The organism is Microbacterium sp. SCN 69-37 (assembly GCF_001724435.1).
GTDB lineage: Bacteria > Actinomycetota > Actinomycetes > Actinomycetales > Microbacteriaceae > Microbacterium > Microbacterium laevaniformans.
This window is the reverse complement of record NZ_MEEL01000016.1, coordinates 167,896-182,993: the sequence shown is the minus strand read 5'-3', so window position 1 is coordinate 182,993 and position 15,098 is coordinate 167,896. Positions and strand designations below refer to the sequence as shown.

Genomic DNA, 15,098 nt, shown 5'->3' with positions numbered 1-15,098 from the left:
GTTCCTCTCAGTCCCAGCGAAGCGTCTGCAGCAGCAGATCGCCGAGCTCCGCGAGGGCGTCGACGATCGGCGCGAGCTCGGGGTCGACCATGCCGCTGATCGTACAGACGGCGAGCAGGTGCCGATCGCTATCGGGAATCGGCCATCGGAAGCGCACTCTCATCAACGGTGCCATCTCGTCGGCTCTTGTCGGCACGGCGAACCTCTCGGTTGCTCGAACGGCCTCGCCTGCGGATGTCGTCACGGTCTCGCTGATCTCGGATGCCGAGGGCCCCGGGTCGTCGCCTGTGGGTGCCGGGCCGGTGCTGATCGCGATCGCCAGCGATACCGGCGCACGCCACGGCACGCCCATCGGCACGATGAGGTCGAGTACGCCGGCCTCGCGGGCGCTGCGCGCAGCGGCGACCAGCTGAGCGGCGGTCCGGTCGATCTGCGGGCCGTAGCTGTCGCGAGGCAGGTCGCGATAATGCCGACGGACGAGGTCAGCGATGTCGTCGTCGGTGGAGTGGGCGACGGGGATGAGCAGGAAGCCCGGCGGCAGCACGAGCCGGTAGCGCGGGGGCGCGATCTCGTTCATGGTGTCCCTCACTGCCCCGGCGGACGGCGCCGCGCCCGGTTGCGATTCCAGTCCCACGGGCGGCGCGGGGCGCGACGCACGATCTCTTTCGGCGGCACCACCGTACCGTCCTCGTCGATGTACTCCCGCCACGTTCGCGGCAGCAGGCGCAGTCCGCTCAGCAGCATGCGTGCGACCGTGACGAGGATCAGGAAGAACTGGATGAACACGAGGTTGTCGACCCCGAAGAAGTTGAGTCGGCCCTGGTGGGCTTCCGCCGCCGCGGCGGCCGCGGCGATGTAGAGCGTCGTGCTGAAGGTCAGCACGAGCACCGTCAGAAGTGTGCTCCGCGTCGTTGCCCGCAGGCCCCGCAGCGGCAGCGGCAGCGAACCTAGTGTCAGCGCCACGAGCAGCAGCGTCATCGGGTATGCCGCCCACCACGGCGGCATGAAGGCGGGAAAGCTGTCGGGCACGTTGCCAGTGTTCGCGAACGAGCCGGTCACGAGCTGTCCTACCAGTAAGCCGATCGTCGGGAGCGCACCGAAGATGATCCAGAGGATGGTGGCGAGGAACAGGCCGTCGCCGAAGCGGGCCTCCCACGCGACCCGACGTGGGAGATTCACTTGAGCGAGGGCAGGCTCCACGCTGCCCCCATCGGCGCCTCGAACAGCCCCGGAACGAATCCGTACGCCTCGTTGAGGCCGCTGGTGAGGGTGCCCAGCGGCGTCTGGACTCCCCTCTGGTCCTGAACCCAGTCCACCAGCTGGTCGCTGCGGTTGATCCCGATTCCGACCATGTTGTAGGCGTCGAGCGACGAGCCGATCTTGCCCATCGTGCCGACGACGCCTTTCAGGCTGTCGACACTGCTCGTCACGAGGTTGTCGATGGCGCCCCCGGCGCCCAGCCGTGCCTGCGACGCGATCTGGTCGAACTCCGAGATGATGATGCTGTCCGATTCGCGGATGGCCTTCATCGCGTCGTCGCCCCAGTGCGTGACCACCTGCGCGAAGTTCGGCCGCGCAGACAGCACGCTCGCGCTCTCCTCGGCCACCATCCGCATCGGCTGACGGACCGAGCCGACTAGGCCCCGATCGAGCAGATTGCCGATGACCTGGCGAGCGCCGTTGCCCCAGACCATCCCCGGGCTGCGCACCGCCAGCGTGGCCGCACGGCCGCCGCGCAGGGCGACCGTGCCGAGCTTGATGCCGGCAAGTGCGGCGCTGCCGACACCGAAGGTCAACACGCCGATGGCATCCAGCGCGAAGTCGAACCATGACCCGTCGCCCGACGAGGCCAAGAGGAAGCTGAGACCCATCGACAGGACGGCGAGCCCCAGCGCGATGGGTGCGAGTACGGGGAAGAAGATCGACAGCACGCCGACGATGGCGGTGACGACCGTCAGGATGTCCTTGACGACCTTCAGCCACTCCGCGTTCTGGTTCACCCAGTCCAGGACGTTGTCCCACCACGAATCGTTGAGCTCATCGCTGGACACCGTCTGCGAGATCGTGGATGCCGTGGCGTCGCCGGCGCGCTGCACGCGCTCGAGCGCGGCGTCGTACGCGGCCTGAGCGTGGGAGAGGTCCGTCGCGGCCGTCGTGCTCATCGAGGAGTAGCGCCGCGCGGCATCCGTCGCCTCGGCGAGCTCGCCCGGGTCGACGGTCTGCTGGGTCGCGTCGCGGGCCTCCGAGAGATGGCGCTGCGCGTAGCTGTGCCGACGCTGCGCGTCGTCATGCGCCGCGATGGCGGAGGCCGCCTGTTGCTGCGCCTGCTCGAGCTCGTTCGCGAAGGTGCTCAGCGCGGAGCCCGCGACCTCGTAGCGCTCGCGGATGCGTGCGAGGTAGGTCTTCGTGTCGCCGATCGTGCCGGCCAGGGCGTCGACGGCGTCGCTCGTCTCCTGCTGCGACGCGTCGATGACCGCCTGCAGCATCTCCACCGCCTCCGACACTGCGCGGGCCGTGGAAGTGTACCGCGAGGCGTGTCCGCGAATGCCGGCGACGTCGCCGCCGATGGGTGTCATGCTCATCCGTTGCTCCCCTCCGTGAGCTTGTCGGCCAGCTGGCTGTCGACGCCTTCGAACGCATCGGCGGCGCCGTCGGCGCGCTTCTGGAGCTGGTCCACGCGATCGGTGAGGTCTTTGCGGCGCCGGTCCCATCCTGACGTGAACTCGTCGACGGCGGACGCGAGTCCGGGGTGCGGGATCATCCCCGACAGGTCGCGCGCGTCGCCGTCTGCGGCAGTGAGGGTGCCGTGGACGGTCGCGAGCTGGTTCGCGAGGTTTCGGAGGTTCTCCGTATTGACGACGAGATCGGCCACGCCGTCACTCTAGGTGAGCCCCGGAATCGTCGCGATGGGGAGGACTGCCCATCGCCGCACCGCTTGCCGCGCGCATCACGTTTTGATAAAGTTGAGTCCAGAGGGCTCAAGTTTGAGCCTCGAAGATTTCAAGGAGAAGCGATGAACGCACAACCGCAGCCCGGTCAGGAGGAGCAGCAGAGCGCCCTCGAACAGTTCGGCATCAACCTGACCGACCGTGCGCGCCAGGGCAAGCTCGACCCCGTGATCGGCCGCGACAGCGAGATCCGACGTGTCAGCCAGGTGCTCACGCGCCGCACGAAGAACAACCCCGTCCTCATCGGCGAGCCCGGCGTCGGCAAGACCGCCGTCGTCGAAGGCCTCGCCCAGCGCATCGTCGCGGGCGACGTCGCCGAGTCGCTGAAGGACAAGGAGCTCGTCTCCCTCGACATCTCCGCGCTCGTCGCCGGTGCCATGTACCGCGGACAGTTCGAGGAGCGCCTCAAGAGCGTCCTCAAGGAGATCACCGAGTCCGAGGGGCGCATCATCACCTTCATCGACGAGCTGCACGTGCTCATGGGTGCGGGAGGCGGCGAGGGGTCGGTCGCGGCATCCAACATGCTCAAGCCGATGCTCGCGCGCGGCGAGCTTCGCTTGATCGGTGCCACGACGCTCGACGAGTACCGCGAGTTCATCGAGAAGGATGCCGCGCTCGAGCGCCGCTTCCAGCAGGTCTATGTCGGCGAGCCGAGCGTGGAGGACACCGTCGCGATCCTCCGCGGCCTCAAGGAACGCTACGAGGCGCACCACAAGGTCGCGATCGCCGACGGGGCGCTGGTGGCCGCGGCATCCCTGTCGAACCGCTACATCCCGAGCCGCCAGCTGCCCGACAAGGCGATCGACCTGATCGACGAGGCCGCCTCTCGGCTGCGCATGGAGATCGACTCCGCACCGCTGGAGATCGACGAGCTGCGTCGTCACGTCGACCGGCTCAAGCTCGAGGAGCTGGCTCTCAAGCGCGAGAAGGATGCCGCATCGAGGGAGCGTCTGGCGACCCTTCGCGACACGCTGACGGTCGAACAGGCTCGCCTCGACGAGCTGCAGGCCCGGTGGGAACGCGAACGCGCCTCGCTCAACGCGGTCGGTGACCTCAAGACGCGCCTGGACCAGGCGCGCGTGGAGGCCGAGCGCGCGCAGCGCGAGGGCAACCTCGAGAAGGCGTCGCGGCTGTACTACGCCGAGATTCCGGCGCTCGAGCGGCAGGTCGCGCAGGCCGAGAACGCGGAGGCCGCCGAGGGCGGGGAGCGGATGGTCGGCGATCAGGTGACGGATGCCGATATCGCCGCCGTCATCGCTGCCTGGACCGGCATCCCCGTCGGACGCCTGCTGCAAGGCGAGAGCGAGAAGCTCGTGCACCTCGAAGCCGAACTCGGCAAGCGTCTGATCGGGCAGAAGGATGCCGTGAAGGCGGTGTCCGATGCCGTGCGCCGCTCGCGAGCCGGCATCAGCGACCCGAACCGGCCGACGGGTTCGTTCCTGTTCCTCGGGCCCACCGGTGTCGGCAAGACCGAGCTGGCCAAGGCGCTCGCCGAGTTCCTGTTCGACGACGAGCGCGCCATGGTGCGCATCGACATGAGCGAGTACGGCGAGAAGCACGCCGTCGCGCGGCTGGTCGGCGCCCCTCCGGGATACATCGGCTACGAGCAGGGTGGCCAGCTGACCGAGGCCGTGCGTCGCCGCCCGTACTCTGTCGTGCTGCTCGACGAGGTCGAGAAGGCGCACCCCGAGGTCTTCGACATCCTGCTGCAGGTGCTCGACGACGGTCGCCTCACCGACGGGCAGGGACGCACGGTCGACTTCACCAACACGATCCTGGTGCTGACCTCGAACCTCGGCTCGCCGATCCTCATCGACCCGACGCTGACGCTCGCGCAGAAGCGGGAGCAGGTGATGGCCCTTGTGCGCACGTCATTCCGTCCCGAGTTCCTCAACCGGCTCGACGACATCGTGATGTTCCAGGCTCTCAGCCAGGACGACCTGGCGCAGATCGTGGAGCTGTCGGTCGACGCGCTGCAGCGACGGTTGCGCGATCGCCGGCTGACGCTCGCGGTCACACCCGACGCCCGTGCCTGGTTGGCCGAGCGCGGCTACGACCCGATCTTCGGCGCCCGGCCGCTGCGCCGCCTCATCCAGTCCGAGATCCAGGACGGGCTGGCGATGGCACTGCTGTCCGGTGGTGTACGCGACGGCGACCTGGTGCGTGTCGACGTCGCCGCCGACGGCTCGGGCCTCGTGCTCACCAGCGCCGGAGCGTCGCCCGAGGAGAGCGCGGATGGCGCGGCATCCGACGACGACGTGATCGAGGCCGAACTGCTCGACGACTAGTGGCTGCCGTCCGGGGCGCCCGCGGGTGGCCACGTACTACGCAAGACGTCGATGACGTCCTCCATGCTGGTGCCCGTGACCGCGGCCTCCTCGATTACGGCGCGCAGGCGGTGGGTGACCGATGCGGGCAGTCGGGCGGCGGATGCCGCGACTCGCGTGCCGGCTGCGGTCCTGGTCACCACCAGGCCATCCTGCTCCAGCAGCTTGTAGGCCTTCGCGACGGTGCCCGGCGAAACGCCCACGTCGGACGCCATCTGTCGCACCGTGGGCAGTTTCTCGTGGGCGCCGAAAGCTCCCCCGAGAATGTGGCCACGCAGCTGCCCGTAGATGTCGCGGGCCGATCCGGCCTCGTCTCCCGCGCTGCCCGGTCGAGGGGTCACCCGATACTCCCGAGAGGGTGGCCCAGCGCGACCGTCTGCGCACTCTTCCGCGGACTCTTGCGAAGTCCGTTCGAGGTGAGCAGCAGGAGGAGGGTCAGGGCGGCGACCTCGAGAAACGGTGCGCACCACCCCGCGGCCGCGGCCACGTCGGCGAAGCGCCAGGGCGTCTCGTACGTGGCCTCGCCGGTGGGCGAGCCGACCGTGAGTGATGACGCCGATCCTGCGTGGGCGATCATTCGCCACGCCTCTGCGGTCGTCAGCACCACTACGGCCGACACGAGTCTCGTGCAGTCTCGTGCGGTCTGCCGCCGAAGCGTGCTTTCCGCCGCCATCGTGTGCATGCTCTGAAACCGGCGCGCGGAGTTCAGATGCAGAACAGCCACCAGGCACGCGATCGCCGGCACGAGGCTGACGAGTACCGGCGCTCCATAAGCCCAGCCGTAGAAGGGGAACTGCAGCGCGGGCACGTCGGGAGCGTTGGGGATAGGGATCGTGAGGAGTGTGTAACGCCCCGCGTCGTCGCGGGACGATACGGCGCCGGCTCCGATCGTGGTCGCGACGAGCACCGCGCTGGCGCCTGCTGCGAACCACAGCGACGAGGCTGAGCTGAAGCTGCGCCACGTTCGTCGAACGGTCGGCGGCATCGGCGCAGCAACGCGCGGCATCCGTCGTCGAGCGATGAGTACGGCGACGACGCCCAGCCCTCCGGCCGCGGCGACCAGGGGCATGGCGAACCGCCACCACGGCAGCGCGATGCCGCCCACGAGGTAGCCGCGCGTGAGGAACTCGGTGAGAAACGCCAGAACGACCGCGGCGGCGGCGACCGCGATGCCGCGGCCCTCGTTCGCGTGCGAGCGTGTGACTGCCGGGTCGGTCGCGGAGCCGATGGCGCGGGAGCGCCTCACTGAGGTGAGGAGTGCGATCGAGGTGGCGAGGATGAGGGCCAGCGCCGCGCAGATCGCGGGTGACTGAAGACCCGCTTCGACGAGATCGAAGAGGGTGAGGGTGCGGCTGGTCGTCGTCATCGAACGCCTCTCGCTCGTGTGCTGCGGAACTTGTACTACATGAGTATCACAACTTGTATCCCGTGTGAAGTACAAATGTGGCCACGGCATGCGTAGGCACGAAAAAGGTGGCGCATACAGCGGGAACCCGACGAAGGATGCCGCCGTATGCGCCACCGAAGTGCGCAGGCGCGAACGTGTGTCAGTCGTTGACGACGAGCGAGTCCGCGATGGGGCGACGCACGCGCGGGGCGAGCTCGCGCTCACGCAGCGCCTCGGGAGCGGCCTCGATGTCACCGAGGGCGCCGACGGCCATCACGGTGACGGCCACGAGGTCGTCGCCGAAGCCGAACGCCTGCGCGATCGCGTCGCGGTCGAACCCGCCCATCTGGTGGGTGTGCAGCCCCGACGCGTGCGCCTGGACCGTGAAGTGAGCGGCGGCCTGGCCGGTGTCGTACGCGGCCCACGGCAGCGGCTTGCCGTCGAGCGCGGCGGCCGAGGCGAAGACGACGAGGGCGGCGGCATCCGCGGCCCAGGACTGGTTGAAGCCCATGAGCGCGTCGACGATCTGCGCGTGTGCGGCCGAACCGCGGCGGGCGACGACGAAGCGCCACGGCTGCGAGTTGTTCGCCGACGGCGCCCAACGGGCCGCCTCGAGCGCGCTGGCCAGGGCCTGCTCGTCGATGGGCGTCGCGGGGTCGAAGATGCGGGTGCTCCAGCGCTCGGCGAGCACGTCGAGGATCGGCGCGTCGGTGTCGGCGGGGTGAGCGGCGATGGTGCTCATGATCGTCTCCTGAAAGAAGTTGGGTAACGGTTGTCGGGGGACGCCTTCGGCCCGCTCGATGCAACCGTATGCACCGGGAGTGTTGTTCCCGCGAGGGCCTACGAGTTTGCTGGCGGCGGAAGGATGCCGGAACTTCCGCGCTCATGGCGGGGGACTGGGGCCTCGAGCCTCGTTAGCGTGGCGTCATGACCACTCCCACCGCCGACCTGTACGACGAGCGCGGCGACGCGCTGGACTCCCTCGCGCTGCAGCTTCAGGACATCGGCGGCAGAGTCGCGTTCGACGGCCCGATCCGCACCGTGCGGTGCCACCGCGACAACGCGCTGGTGAAGGCGACACTCGCGACACCGGGCGCCGGTGCCGTGCTCGTGATCGACGGCGCAGGCTCGCTCGCGTCGGCGCTCGTGGGCGATCTGATCGCGGCCTCCGCGGTCGACAACGGCTGGGCGGGGATCATCGTGCACGGCGCGATCCGCGACCGTGAGGCGATCGGGCGGCTCGCGCTGGGCGTCAAGGCGCTCGGCTCGAATCCGCGCAAGAGCTCCAAGGAAGGGACGGGAGAGCTCGACGTTCCCGTCGAGATCGCCGGCGTCGTCTTCCGCCCGGGTGCCCATGTGTGGGCCGATGCCGACGGCGTGCTCGTCGAGCGCTGACAGGCCGCGCTGACACGCAGCGTCGACGCCGACTGGCAGACTGATCCCCGAACGGGCTGCGCGCCCGCCCGACACGGCCGAGGAGAGGGTGAACGGTGCCGCTGATCTTCCTGCTGGGATTCGTCGTGATCGGCCTGTGGTCGACCGTCGCGCACCGCTTCGAGCGCACCGGGGTCGCAGGTCCTGCCGTGCTGGCGCTGGCAGGTGCCGCGCTCGTGCTCATCGACGTGAGCGGATTCTCGGATGCCGTCGGCAGCGACGCCGCTGAGCACGTGGTCGAGCTGATCCTCGCCGTCCTCCTCTTCGTCGACGCCTGTGAGGTGAGCGGCGGCGTCTTCGGCGGCGAAGGAAGGACGATCGCTCGGCTGGTGCTCGTGGCCTTGCCGCTGTCGATCCTGGCGGTCGTGGTGAGCGGACTGTTCCTGCTGCCCCACCTCAGCCTGTTCATCCTGATCGTCATCGCGTGCGTGATCATGCCGACCGACTTCGCGCCGGCGGCGACGCTGCTGCGCTCGCCGCGCATCCCCGCCCGCGTGCGCCAGATCCTGAATGTCGAGAGCGGCTACAACGACGGGCTGGTCTCGCCGGTGTTCGGCATGGCACTGGCCGCGGCGATCGCCTGGCCGACGATCCTGGCGGCGGTCAACTCCGACAACCTGTCGCCCGAGAACCAGTCGCAGCTCGAGGAGAGGCTGGGTGAGTTCTTCGAGGCGTTCTTCGGGGCGGTTCCGGCCACCGCGATCGCCATCCTCGTCGGAGCGATCGTCGGCGGAGCCTTCGGTCTGTGCGTGCGCTGGGCGTCGCGCCGGGGCTGGGCCGACGCCCCCGGCATCCGCTACGTCATGCTTCTCGTTCCGCTCATCGCCTTCGGCGTCGCGACACTCAGCGACGTCGCGGCGAACGGCTTCGTCGCGGCCTTCGTGGCCGGCATCGTCTACCGCATCGCACGGACGAGGCGCACCGATGAGCGCACCATCCCGCACGCCGAGATCCTTCTCGTCGAAGAAGCCGGCACCCTCGCCGCCAACATCGTGTGGTTCGTCCTGGGGGCCATGACCACCGTTGTCATCGTCAACGGCGTGGACTGGCGTCTGCTCGTGCTCGTTGCCCTGGCGCTCACGCTGTTCCGCATCGTGCCGGTGTACGTGTCGATGCTGGGATCGCCCGTCCCGTGGGGGTCGCGCACTCTCATCGGGGTCGTCGGTCCGCGCGGCACGGCGACGATCGTGTTCGGGCTGCTGGCGTTCAACAAGCTGCCCGACGCGGAGGCGTACGACGTCCTCGCGATCATGGTGTTCACCGTCGTCGGCAGCATCCTGCTGCACGGCATCGCCGTTCCGCAGTTCGTCAATCGACGGATGCCGGTGCTCGCGCAGCCCGCGCCGGCACCGGCATCCGCCGATCACTGACCCGACGGGCTCATCCCGCGAGCGCCTCGGAGAGCTTGACGCGCGCTCCCATCCGCAGCAGCGAGTTCTGGTAGATCTTCGCGCCCACCCAGATGGCCGCCGCGCACGTGACCAGCATGATGGCGAGCGACAACAGCGGCTCCCACCACTGCGCATCACCCAGGAAGATGCGCACGGGCATGCCGACGGGGGCCGAGAACGGCGCGTAGGACATGATCGTCATCACCAGCGGGTTGTCGTTGAAGAAGATGACGAGGAAGTACGGCGCCATCACCAGCATGGTCAGCGGCGTCGTGGTCGAGCCGATGTCCTCCATCCGCGACACCATCGCGGCCGCGGCGGCGAACAGTGCGGCGAGCAGGATGAAGCCGAAGAGGAAGAAGACGGCGAACCAGGCGATGGGGGCGCCGAGCCCGGCGAGCAGGCTGCTCTGCCCGGTGACGGTGAAGCCGATGATCGCGATCGCGGCGAGGCCGATGATCTGGCCCATCGCGAGGATCGTGTTGCCGATGACCTTGCCGGCCAGCAGCGCCCGCACGGGGACGGCGGAGATGAGCAGTTCGACAACGCGAGTCTGCTTCTCCTCCACGACGGACTGCGCGATCGTCGAGCCGAAGGTCAGTGCCGCCATGAAGAAGATGAGCCCGAATCCGAGCGCGACGAGGTAGCGCAGTCCCGGGTGCACGCTCGACGGGTCGAGCAGCTCCACCTGCGGGGTGAGGCTCAGCGCTTGCAGCAGGGACGACGGGGCTGTCTCCTTCGCGACGACGGTGTACTCGAACGGCGCGGCGCCGCCGGGGATGAGCGCGGCGTCGACGGTGCCGTCCTGCACGAGCGCGCGTGCGGCGTCGGCATCGGCGACCTCGGTGGTCTTCACGAGCGGGTTGTCGGCGACCGATGCGGCGGTGTCGGCGGTGACGGCGACCGGGGTCCGGCTGTCGGACTGTGCCGAGAAGCCTCCCCACAGCACACCGACGAGCGCGAGCACGAAGAGGATGCCGGTGGAGATGAGATACGCCTTGCTGCGGAGCTTGGATCCCACCTCGCGCTCGGCGACGAGCCACGTGCTCTGGGCAAAGGATGGAGCGCTGACGTTCACTGGATGACCTCCTTGAAGATCTGGGCGAGAGAGGGCTGCTGAGGCGAGAAACTGGCGACATCGCCCGCGGAGACCGCGCGCTGCAGCACCCGCTGCGCGGCGGCATCCCCATCGACGTCGAACAGTGCGTAGCCGCCGTCGAACGAGAGCACGTCCACGCCAGGCTCGTCACGGAGCCAGCCGAGATCGCCGCCGGAGATCAGCTCGTAGCGGTGCTGGGCGTGCGCGGCGCGGAGAGCGTCGCGGGTACCGGCGGCGCGGATCGTGCCGTCCGCGATGATGACCAGGTCGTCACAGAGCCGTTCGACGACGTCGAGCTGGTGCGACGAGAACAGGACGGCCGCACCCTGGGCCGCCCGGGCCTGCAGCACGCCCGCGACGACGTCGACGGCGAGCGGATCGAGGCCCGAGAACGGCTCGTCGAGGATGAGCACCTGCGGGTCGTGCACGAGAGCGGCGGCGATCTGCGCGCGCTGCTGATTGCCCAGCGAGAGGGTCTCGACGTTGTCACGCAGGCGCTCGCCGAGACCGAGTTCGACGAGCAGCGCCTCGGCGCGGCCGGTGGCCTCGACCTTGTCGAACCCGTGCAGACGGGCGAGGTAGACGATGTGCTCCAGCACCCGCATCTTCGGGTACAGCCCGCGCTCCTCCGGCATGTAGCCGAAGAGGCGTCGGTCGGCCGCGGTGACGGGGGCGCCGTCGAGGGTGACCTCGCCGCTGTCACGGCCGAGCACGCCGAGCACGATGCGCATGGTCGTCGTCTTGCCTGCGCCGTTGCCGCCCACGAATCCGGTCAGGCGCCCGGACGGAACCCGGAAGCTCACGTCGTCGAGCACCCGCTTCACGCCGTAGCTCTTGGTGATGCCGTTCAGTTCGAGCATGTTCTCCTCCTCGACTTGCCGTTGACTCCACGTTAGGAAGCGCGGATGCCGCACACCTCCCCCCTGAGGCGGGAATCCGTAGCGCAATCCGCTGCGCGGCGGCATCTGCCGGGCCTCGGCATCCCCCATGCGGGGGAGCGTGTGTTCCGCAGTTCTCACGGCGCAGGAGCGCGGGGCACTCGGTGAATTCCCAGCAATGGGTAACACCGCGTCCACCATTTGCTCAGGCGAGCTCTCCTAAACTCTGTCGAGTGACGAGCGCTCCTGAGGTGACCCGCGCCCTCGGCGCCCGTGTATCCGACCGTGCCCGCGAGTGGTGGCCCCGTGCCCTGCACTTCGCGTTCACCCGTCGTGGCCTGCTCATCGGCTTCGCCGTCGTGCACGCCCTCTTCTTCCTTGCTCTGCTGAAGGTCATGATCTTCGGCGGCACGGAGGGCGACCTGCCGCTGTACCGCCTGTGGGCGGAGCAGGCGGCCCACGGGCACTGGCCCGTGATCGACATGCCGTGGGTTTACCCGGCCGGTGCTCTCGCGCCGATCATGGCCGCGATCGTCGCGGGCCCCTGGAACTACCAGCTCGTCTGGCTGCTCATGATGGTGGCGGCGAACTTCTTCGCCGTCCTCGCTCTCACCGACAACCTTCGCAACCGCAAGGGCTACGTCGCGGCCTGGTACTGGCTGGCCATCCAGGTGCTTCTCGCGCCCGTCTCGATGCTGCGTCTCGAGGGCTTCGCCGCACCGCTGGCCATCGCCGGTCTCGTCTGGCTCGTCCGTCGCCCCTTCATCGCGGGGGTGCTGATCGCCGCGGCGACATGGATCAAGGTCGCCCCGGCGGCTTTGGCCGCCGCCGCCGTCGCCGTCTCGTCGTTGCGCATGCGCATCATCGCCGGTGGACTGGCCTTGAGCGCCGCCATCGCCGGCGTGGTGGTCGCCTTCGGCGGCGCCTCCAACCTCTTCAGCTTCGCCACGATCCAGGGCGACCGCGCCCTGCAGCTCGAGGCTCCCGTCGCCACCCCCTGGGTGTGGGCGACGGTGCTGGGTCTTCCCGGAGCTCAGATCCACCAGAACTACGTCCTGGCGACGCGTGAGGTCGCCGGTCCCGGCGCCACCGCCGCGGGCGTGCTGGTCGGCTACGCCATGCCGATCGCCTTCATGGTGATCCTCGTCCTGCTCTGGCGTGCGCGTCGTCGTGCGCTCCAGGAGGGCGCCCTGTCCCGCATCGGCGAGCAGCACCTGATCCTTCGCGGAGCGTTCGCGTTGACGTCGGCTCTCATCGTGTTCAACAAGGTCGGCTCGCCGCAGTACATGCTGTGGCTTGCCCCCGTCGTCGCCGCCGGCCTGCTGATCGACCGCAAGGCGTGGACGTCGATCGCCGTCTGGCTGGCGGTCACGTGCTTCCTGACGACCCTCGTGTTCCCGGTGCTGTACTTGCCGCTGATCGATGCTCATCCGTTCGCCGCGGGCGTGCTGCTTGCTCGCAACGTGCTGCTGGTCGGCATGTTCGGCTGGAGCCTCGTGGTGCTGTGGCGTCCCGACGCGACTCTGGTCTCGCTGCGCGAGCGCCTGGCGCGCGCCGCGACGACGGCCACCACGGGATCGATCCCGGTCGCCGCTCGCTGACACGGCGGCCAGCTCGCGTCAGACCATGCCGTGCCGGTGTGCGTAGACCACGGCGGCCACGCGGTCTCGCGCTCCGAGCTTCTGCAGCACGTTCGACACGTGCGTCTTGACGGTCGCCTCGCCGATGAACAGGGCGGCGGCGATCTCGGCGTTGCTGTAGGCCTCGGCGAGCAGACGCAGGACGTCATCCTCACGCTCGGTGAGTTCGATCGCCGGCGCTGTGCGGACGGTCGCTGACGAGGCCGGCCCGGGCGCCGGTGGCAGCGCGGCGGCAATCCGGGCGTCGGTGTCGACCGGCGACGCCGCGAACCGCTCGATCACGCGGCGGGTGACCGCCGGCGACAGGAGTGCGTCGCCCGCGGCGGCGACGCGCACCGCGGTGACGAGCTCCTCCGGGCCGGCATTCTTCAGGAGGAAGCCGCTCGCGCCCGCGTGCAGCGCGTGGAACAGATAGTCGTCACGGTCGAACGTGGTCACGATGACGACGACGGCCGTGACCGACGGGTCGGCCACGATGCGACGGGTCGCTTCGAGCCCGTCCATATCGGGCATCTGCACATCCATGCAGATCACATCGGGATGCAGAGCGGATGCCGCAGCCATCGCCTCCGATCCCGTTGCGGCCTCGCCCACGACCGTGATGTCGTGCTGCGCCTCCAGGATCATGCGGAAGCCGGCTCGCATGACGGCGTGATCGTCGACGAGCAGCACCCGCACCGGCTCACTCATCGCCCTGCCTCCGCGATCGTTGCCGCGCGAGGCGATGATGTTCGGGTCGAGGAGCCTCCGAGCCGTGAGGGCACGCGGGCGCGCACGAGGAAACCGCCACGCGGCCGCGGCCCTGCTTCGAGTGTTCCGCCCGACGCCGCCGCGCGTTCGCGCATCCCGACGATGCCGAGCCCGGCCCGCCCCGCGACCTGCTCGCGGCCGCGGTTGGCGACCTCGAGCTCGACGTGATCGTCGTCGAAGCGCAGCCGGACGTCGGCCGCGGCATCCGGACCTCCGTGACGCCGCGCGTTCGTGAGCGCCTCCTGCGCGATGCGGTACAGGTTCACCTGCACCAGCTCGGGCAGCTCGGTCGGGTCACCTACCACCGCGAAGGTCGTGGGCATGCCGTTCTCATTCGCGTGCGCGATGAGCTCGGGGATCGACTGCAGGCGCACCGTCGAGGCGGCGGGGGTGTCGGCGTCGGGGGTGCGGAGGGTCTCGAGCAGCTGGCGCAGCTCGGTCAGCGCCTCGCGCGCCGACGTCTCCACCGTCACCAACGCCTCCCGGGCTGCGGCGGTGTCGTCGTCGAGCACGGTGCGCGCCGCCCCCGCCTGCACGCCCATGGCCGACACATGGTGGGCGACGACGTCGTGCAGTTCACGGGCGATACGGACGCGATCCAGGGCGACCGCCTGGGCGGCGGTGATCTCGCGTTCGCGTTCGAGTTCGGCGGTGCGCTCTTCGAGCACCGCGCGCGCACGGGCGTCGGCCCAGGCGCGCTCTCCGAAGAAGTACGCGCCGCCGAAGTAGGCCGCGTTCACGAGGAACTGGATGATCATGTACGCGGCGAACGGGGAGAACAGGCCCGCCCGGGAGGGCCCGTCGCCGTCCGGATCGGTCGCGCTCTGGAAGGTCACCACGAGAAGCCAGACGAACATGCCCGCGATCACCGCGAGCCGCACGACGGTTGCGCGCCGGCGGTCGCTCACCCACGCCCCGACGGTGTACATGGCGATGAACAGGGCCACGTTGCCGACGTAGATCTCCGGGATGCGTACCGAGACACCGACGAAGAATGCGAGCGCGACGACGATGAGCGTCGTTTCGGGAAAGCGCCGGCGCAGGGCCAGAGGGAGAGTGAGGGCGGCGACGTACACGAGCGCCCAGCCGAAGGCGGGGGTGTTCTCGCCGTAGAAGCCGGCCACCGTGCCTAGCCACGCGCTGATCACGGCACTGATCAACAGTGCGAGCGCGAGCCACACATCGTTGCGACGCTGCGCGGGCGTGGTCGTGCGGACGAGGGCGGCGGAGCTCATCCTTCCACG

At 69.3% G+C, this 15,098-nt stretch carries 15 protein-coding genes; 4 read left to right on the top strand and 11 right to left on the bottom strand.

Going from position 1 to position 15,098, the window contains the following annotated elements; genetic code table 11:
• Window positions 1-7: 7 nt before the first annotated feature.
• From ABS64_RS02220 to ABS64_RS02205, 4 genes are read right to left on the bottom strand one after another with little or no spacing between them, the layout of a single operon-like run.
• Window positions 8-577, bottom strand: a complete 570-nt coding sequence (locus ABS64_RS02220; RefSeq protein ID WP_061683492.1) for a hypothetical protein — start codon at window positions 575-577, stop codon at window positions 8-10.
• Window positions 578-585: 8 nt separating this feature from the next.
• A complete protein-coding gene (locus ABS64_RS02215) occupies window positions 586-1,179 on the bottom strand; it encodes a hypothetical protein (RefSeq protein ID WP_292680468.1) in 594 nt (197 codons plus the stop codon).
• On the bottom strand, window positions 1,176-2,582 hold the full coding sequence (locus tag ABS64_RS02210; RefSeq protein ID WP_292680467.1) for a hypothetical protein: 1,407 nt from the start codon (window positions 2,580-2,582) through the stop codon (window positions 1,176-1,178). The genes ABS64_RS02215 and ABS64_RS02210 overlap by 4 nt, the downstream gene beginning before the upstream one ends.
• Window positions 2,579-2,872 carry a hypothetical protein gene (locus tag ABS64_RS02205; RefSeq protein WP_036286598.1) on the bottom strand — a complete coding sequence of 98 codons (294 nt, stop codon included), beginning with the start codon at window positions 2,870-2,872 and terminating at the stop codon, window positions 2,579-2,581. Before ABS64_RS02205 ends, ABS64_RS02210 begins: the two co-directional genes overlap by 4 nt.
• 141 nt (window positions 2,873-3,013) lie before the next feature.
• On the opposite strand from ABS64_RS02205, the gene ABS64_RS02200 reads away from it, so the two are divergent.
• Window positions 3,014-5,236, top strand: a complete 2,223-nt coding sequence (locus ABS64_RS02200; protein ID WP_292680464.1) for an AAA family ATPase — start codon at window positions 3,014-3,016, stop codon at window positions 5,234-5,236.
• Here ABS64_RS02200 and ABS64_RS02195 read toward each other — a convergent pair.
• The 3 genes from ABS64_RS02195 to ABS64_RS02185 form a co-directional block, all read right to left on the bottom strand.
• Complete coding sequence (locus ABS64_RS02195) at window positions 5,233-5,616, bottom strand: GntR family transcriptional regulator (RefSeq protein WP_005051850.1); 384 nt, start codon at window positions 5,614-5,616, stop codon at window positions 5,233-5,235. The two genes, ABS64_RS02200 and ABS64_RS02195, sit on opposite strands and share 4 nt — an antisense overlap.
• Window positions 5,613-6,641: a hypothetical protein gene (locus ABS64_RS02190; protein WP_005051851.1), complete on the bottom strand. Its 1,029-nt coding sequence runs from the start codon at window positions 6,639-6,641 to the stop codon at window positions 5,613-5,615. Before ABS64_RS02190 ends, ABS64_RS02195 begins: the two co-directional genes overlap by 4 nt.
• A gap of 181 nt (window positions 6,642-6,822) precedes the next feature.
• Window positions 6,823-7,404, bottom strand: coding sequence for a nitroreductase family protein (locus ABS64_RS02185; RefSeq protein WP_016464054.1), 582 nt, complete (start codon window positions 7,402-7,404; stop codon window positions 6,823-6,825).
• 185 nt (window positions 7,405-7,589) lie between these two features.
• Here ABS64_RS02185 and rraA point away from each other — a divergent pair, with 185 nt between their 5' ends.
• Both rraA and ABS64_RS02175 read left to right on the top strand, forming a co-directional pair.
• Window positions 7,590-8,057 carry a ribonuclease E activity regulator RraA gene (gene rraA / locus ABS64_RS02180; RefSeq protein WP_016464055.1) on the top strand — a complete coding sequence of 156 codons (468 nt, stop codon included), beginning with the start codon at window positions 7,590-7,592 and terminating at the stop codon, window positions 8,055-8,057.
• 95 nt (window positions 8,058-8,152) lie between these two features.
• Window positions 8,153-9,466, top strand: a complete 1,314-nt coding sequence (locus tag ABS64_RS02175; RefSeq protein WP_292680458.1) for a cation:proton antiporter — start codon at window positions 8,153-8,155, stop codon at window positions 9,464-9,466.
• A gap of 10 nt (window positions 9,467-9,476) precedes the next feature.
• On the opposite strand, the gene ABS64_RS02170 is transcribed toward ABS64_RS02175, so the two are convergent.
• On the bottom strand, window positions 9,477-10,565 hold the full coding sequence (locus ABS64_RS02170; RefSeq protein WP_292680457.1) for an ABC transporter permease: 1,089 nt from the start codon (window positions 10,563-10,565) through the stop codon (window positions 9,477-9,479).
• Window positions 10,562-11,446 (bottom strand): ATP-binding cassette domain-containing protein, encoded by an 885-nt coding sequence (locus tag ABS64_RS02165; protein ID WP_016464057.1) that lies wholly within the window; start codon window positions 11,444-11,446, stop codon window positions 10,562-10,564. Before ABS64_RS02165 ends, ABS64_RS02170 begins: the two co-directional genes overlap by 4 nt.
• A 251-nt stretch (window positions 11,447-11,697) precedes the next feature.
• Here ABS64_RS02165 and ABS64_RS02160 point away from each other — a divergent pair, with 251 nt between their 5' ends.
• On the top strand, window positions 11,698-13,065 hold the full coding sequence (locus tag ABS64_RS02160; RefSeq protein WP_292680454.1) for a hypothetical protein: 1,368 nt from the start codon (window positions 11,698-11,700) through the stop codon (window positions 13,063-13,065).
• A gap of 18 nt (window positions 13,066-13,083) precedes the next feature.
• Here the strand turns inward: ABS64_RS02160 and ABS64_RS02155 are convergent, their stop codons facing one another.
• Both ABS64_RS02155 and ABS64_RS02150 read right to left on the bottom strand, forming a co-directional pair.
• A complete protein-coding gene (locus tag ABS64_RS02155) occupies window positions 13,084-13,794 on the bottom strand; it encodes a response regulator transcription factor (protein WP_005051858.1) in 711 nt (236 codons plus the stop codon).
• Window positions 13,791-15,089, bottom strand: coding sequence for a sensor histidine kinase (locus ABS64_RS02150; RefSeq protein WP_292680452.1), 1,299 nt, complete (start codon window positions 15,087-15,089; stop codon window positions 13,791-13,793). The genes ABS64_RS02155 and ABS64_RS02150 overlap by 4 nt, the downstream gene beginning before the upstream one ends.
• Between the last annotated feature and the right edge of the window lie 9 nt (window positions 15,090-15,098).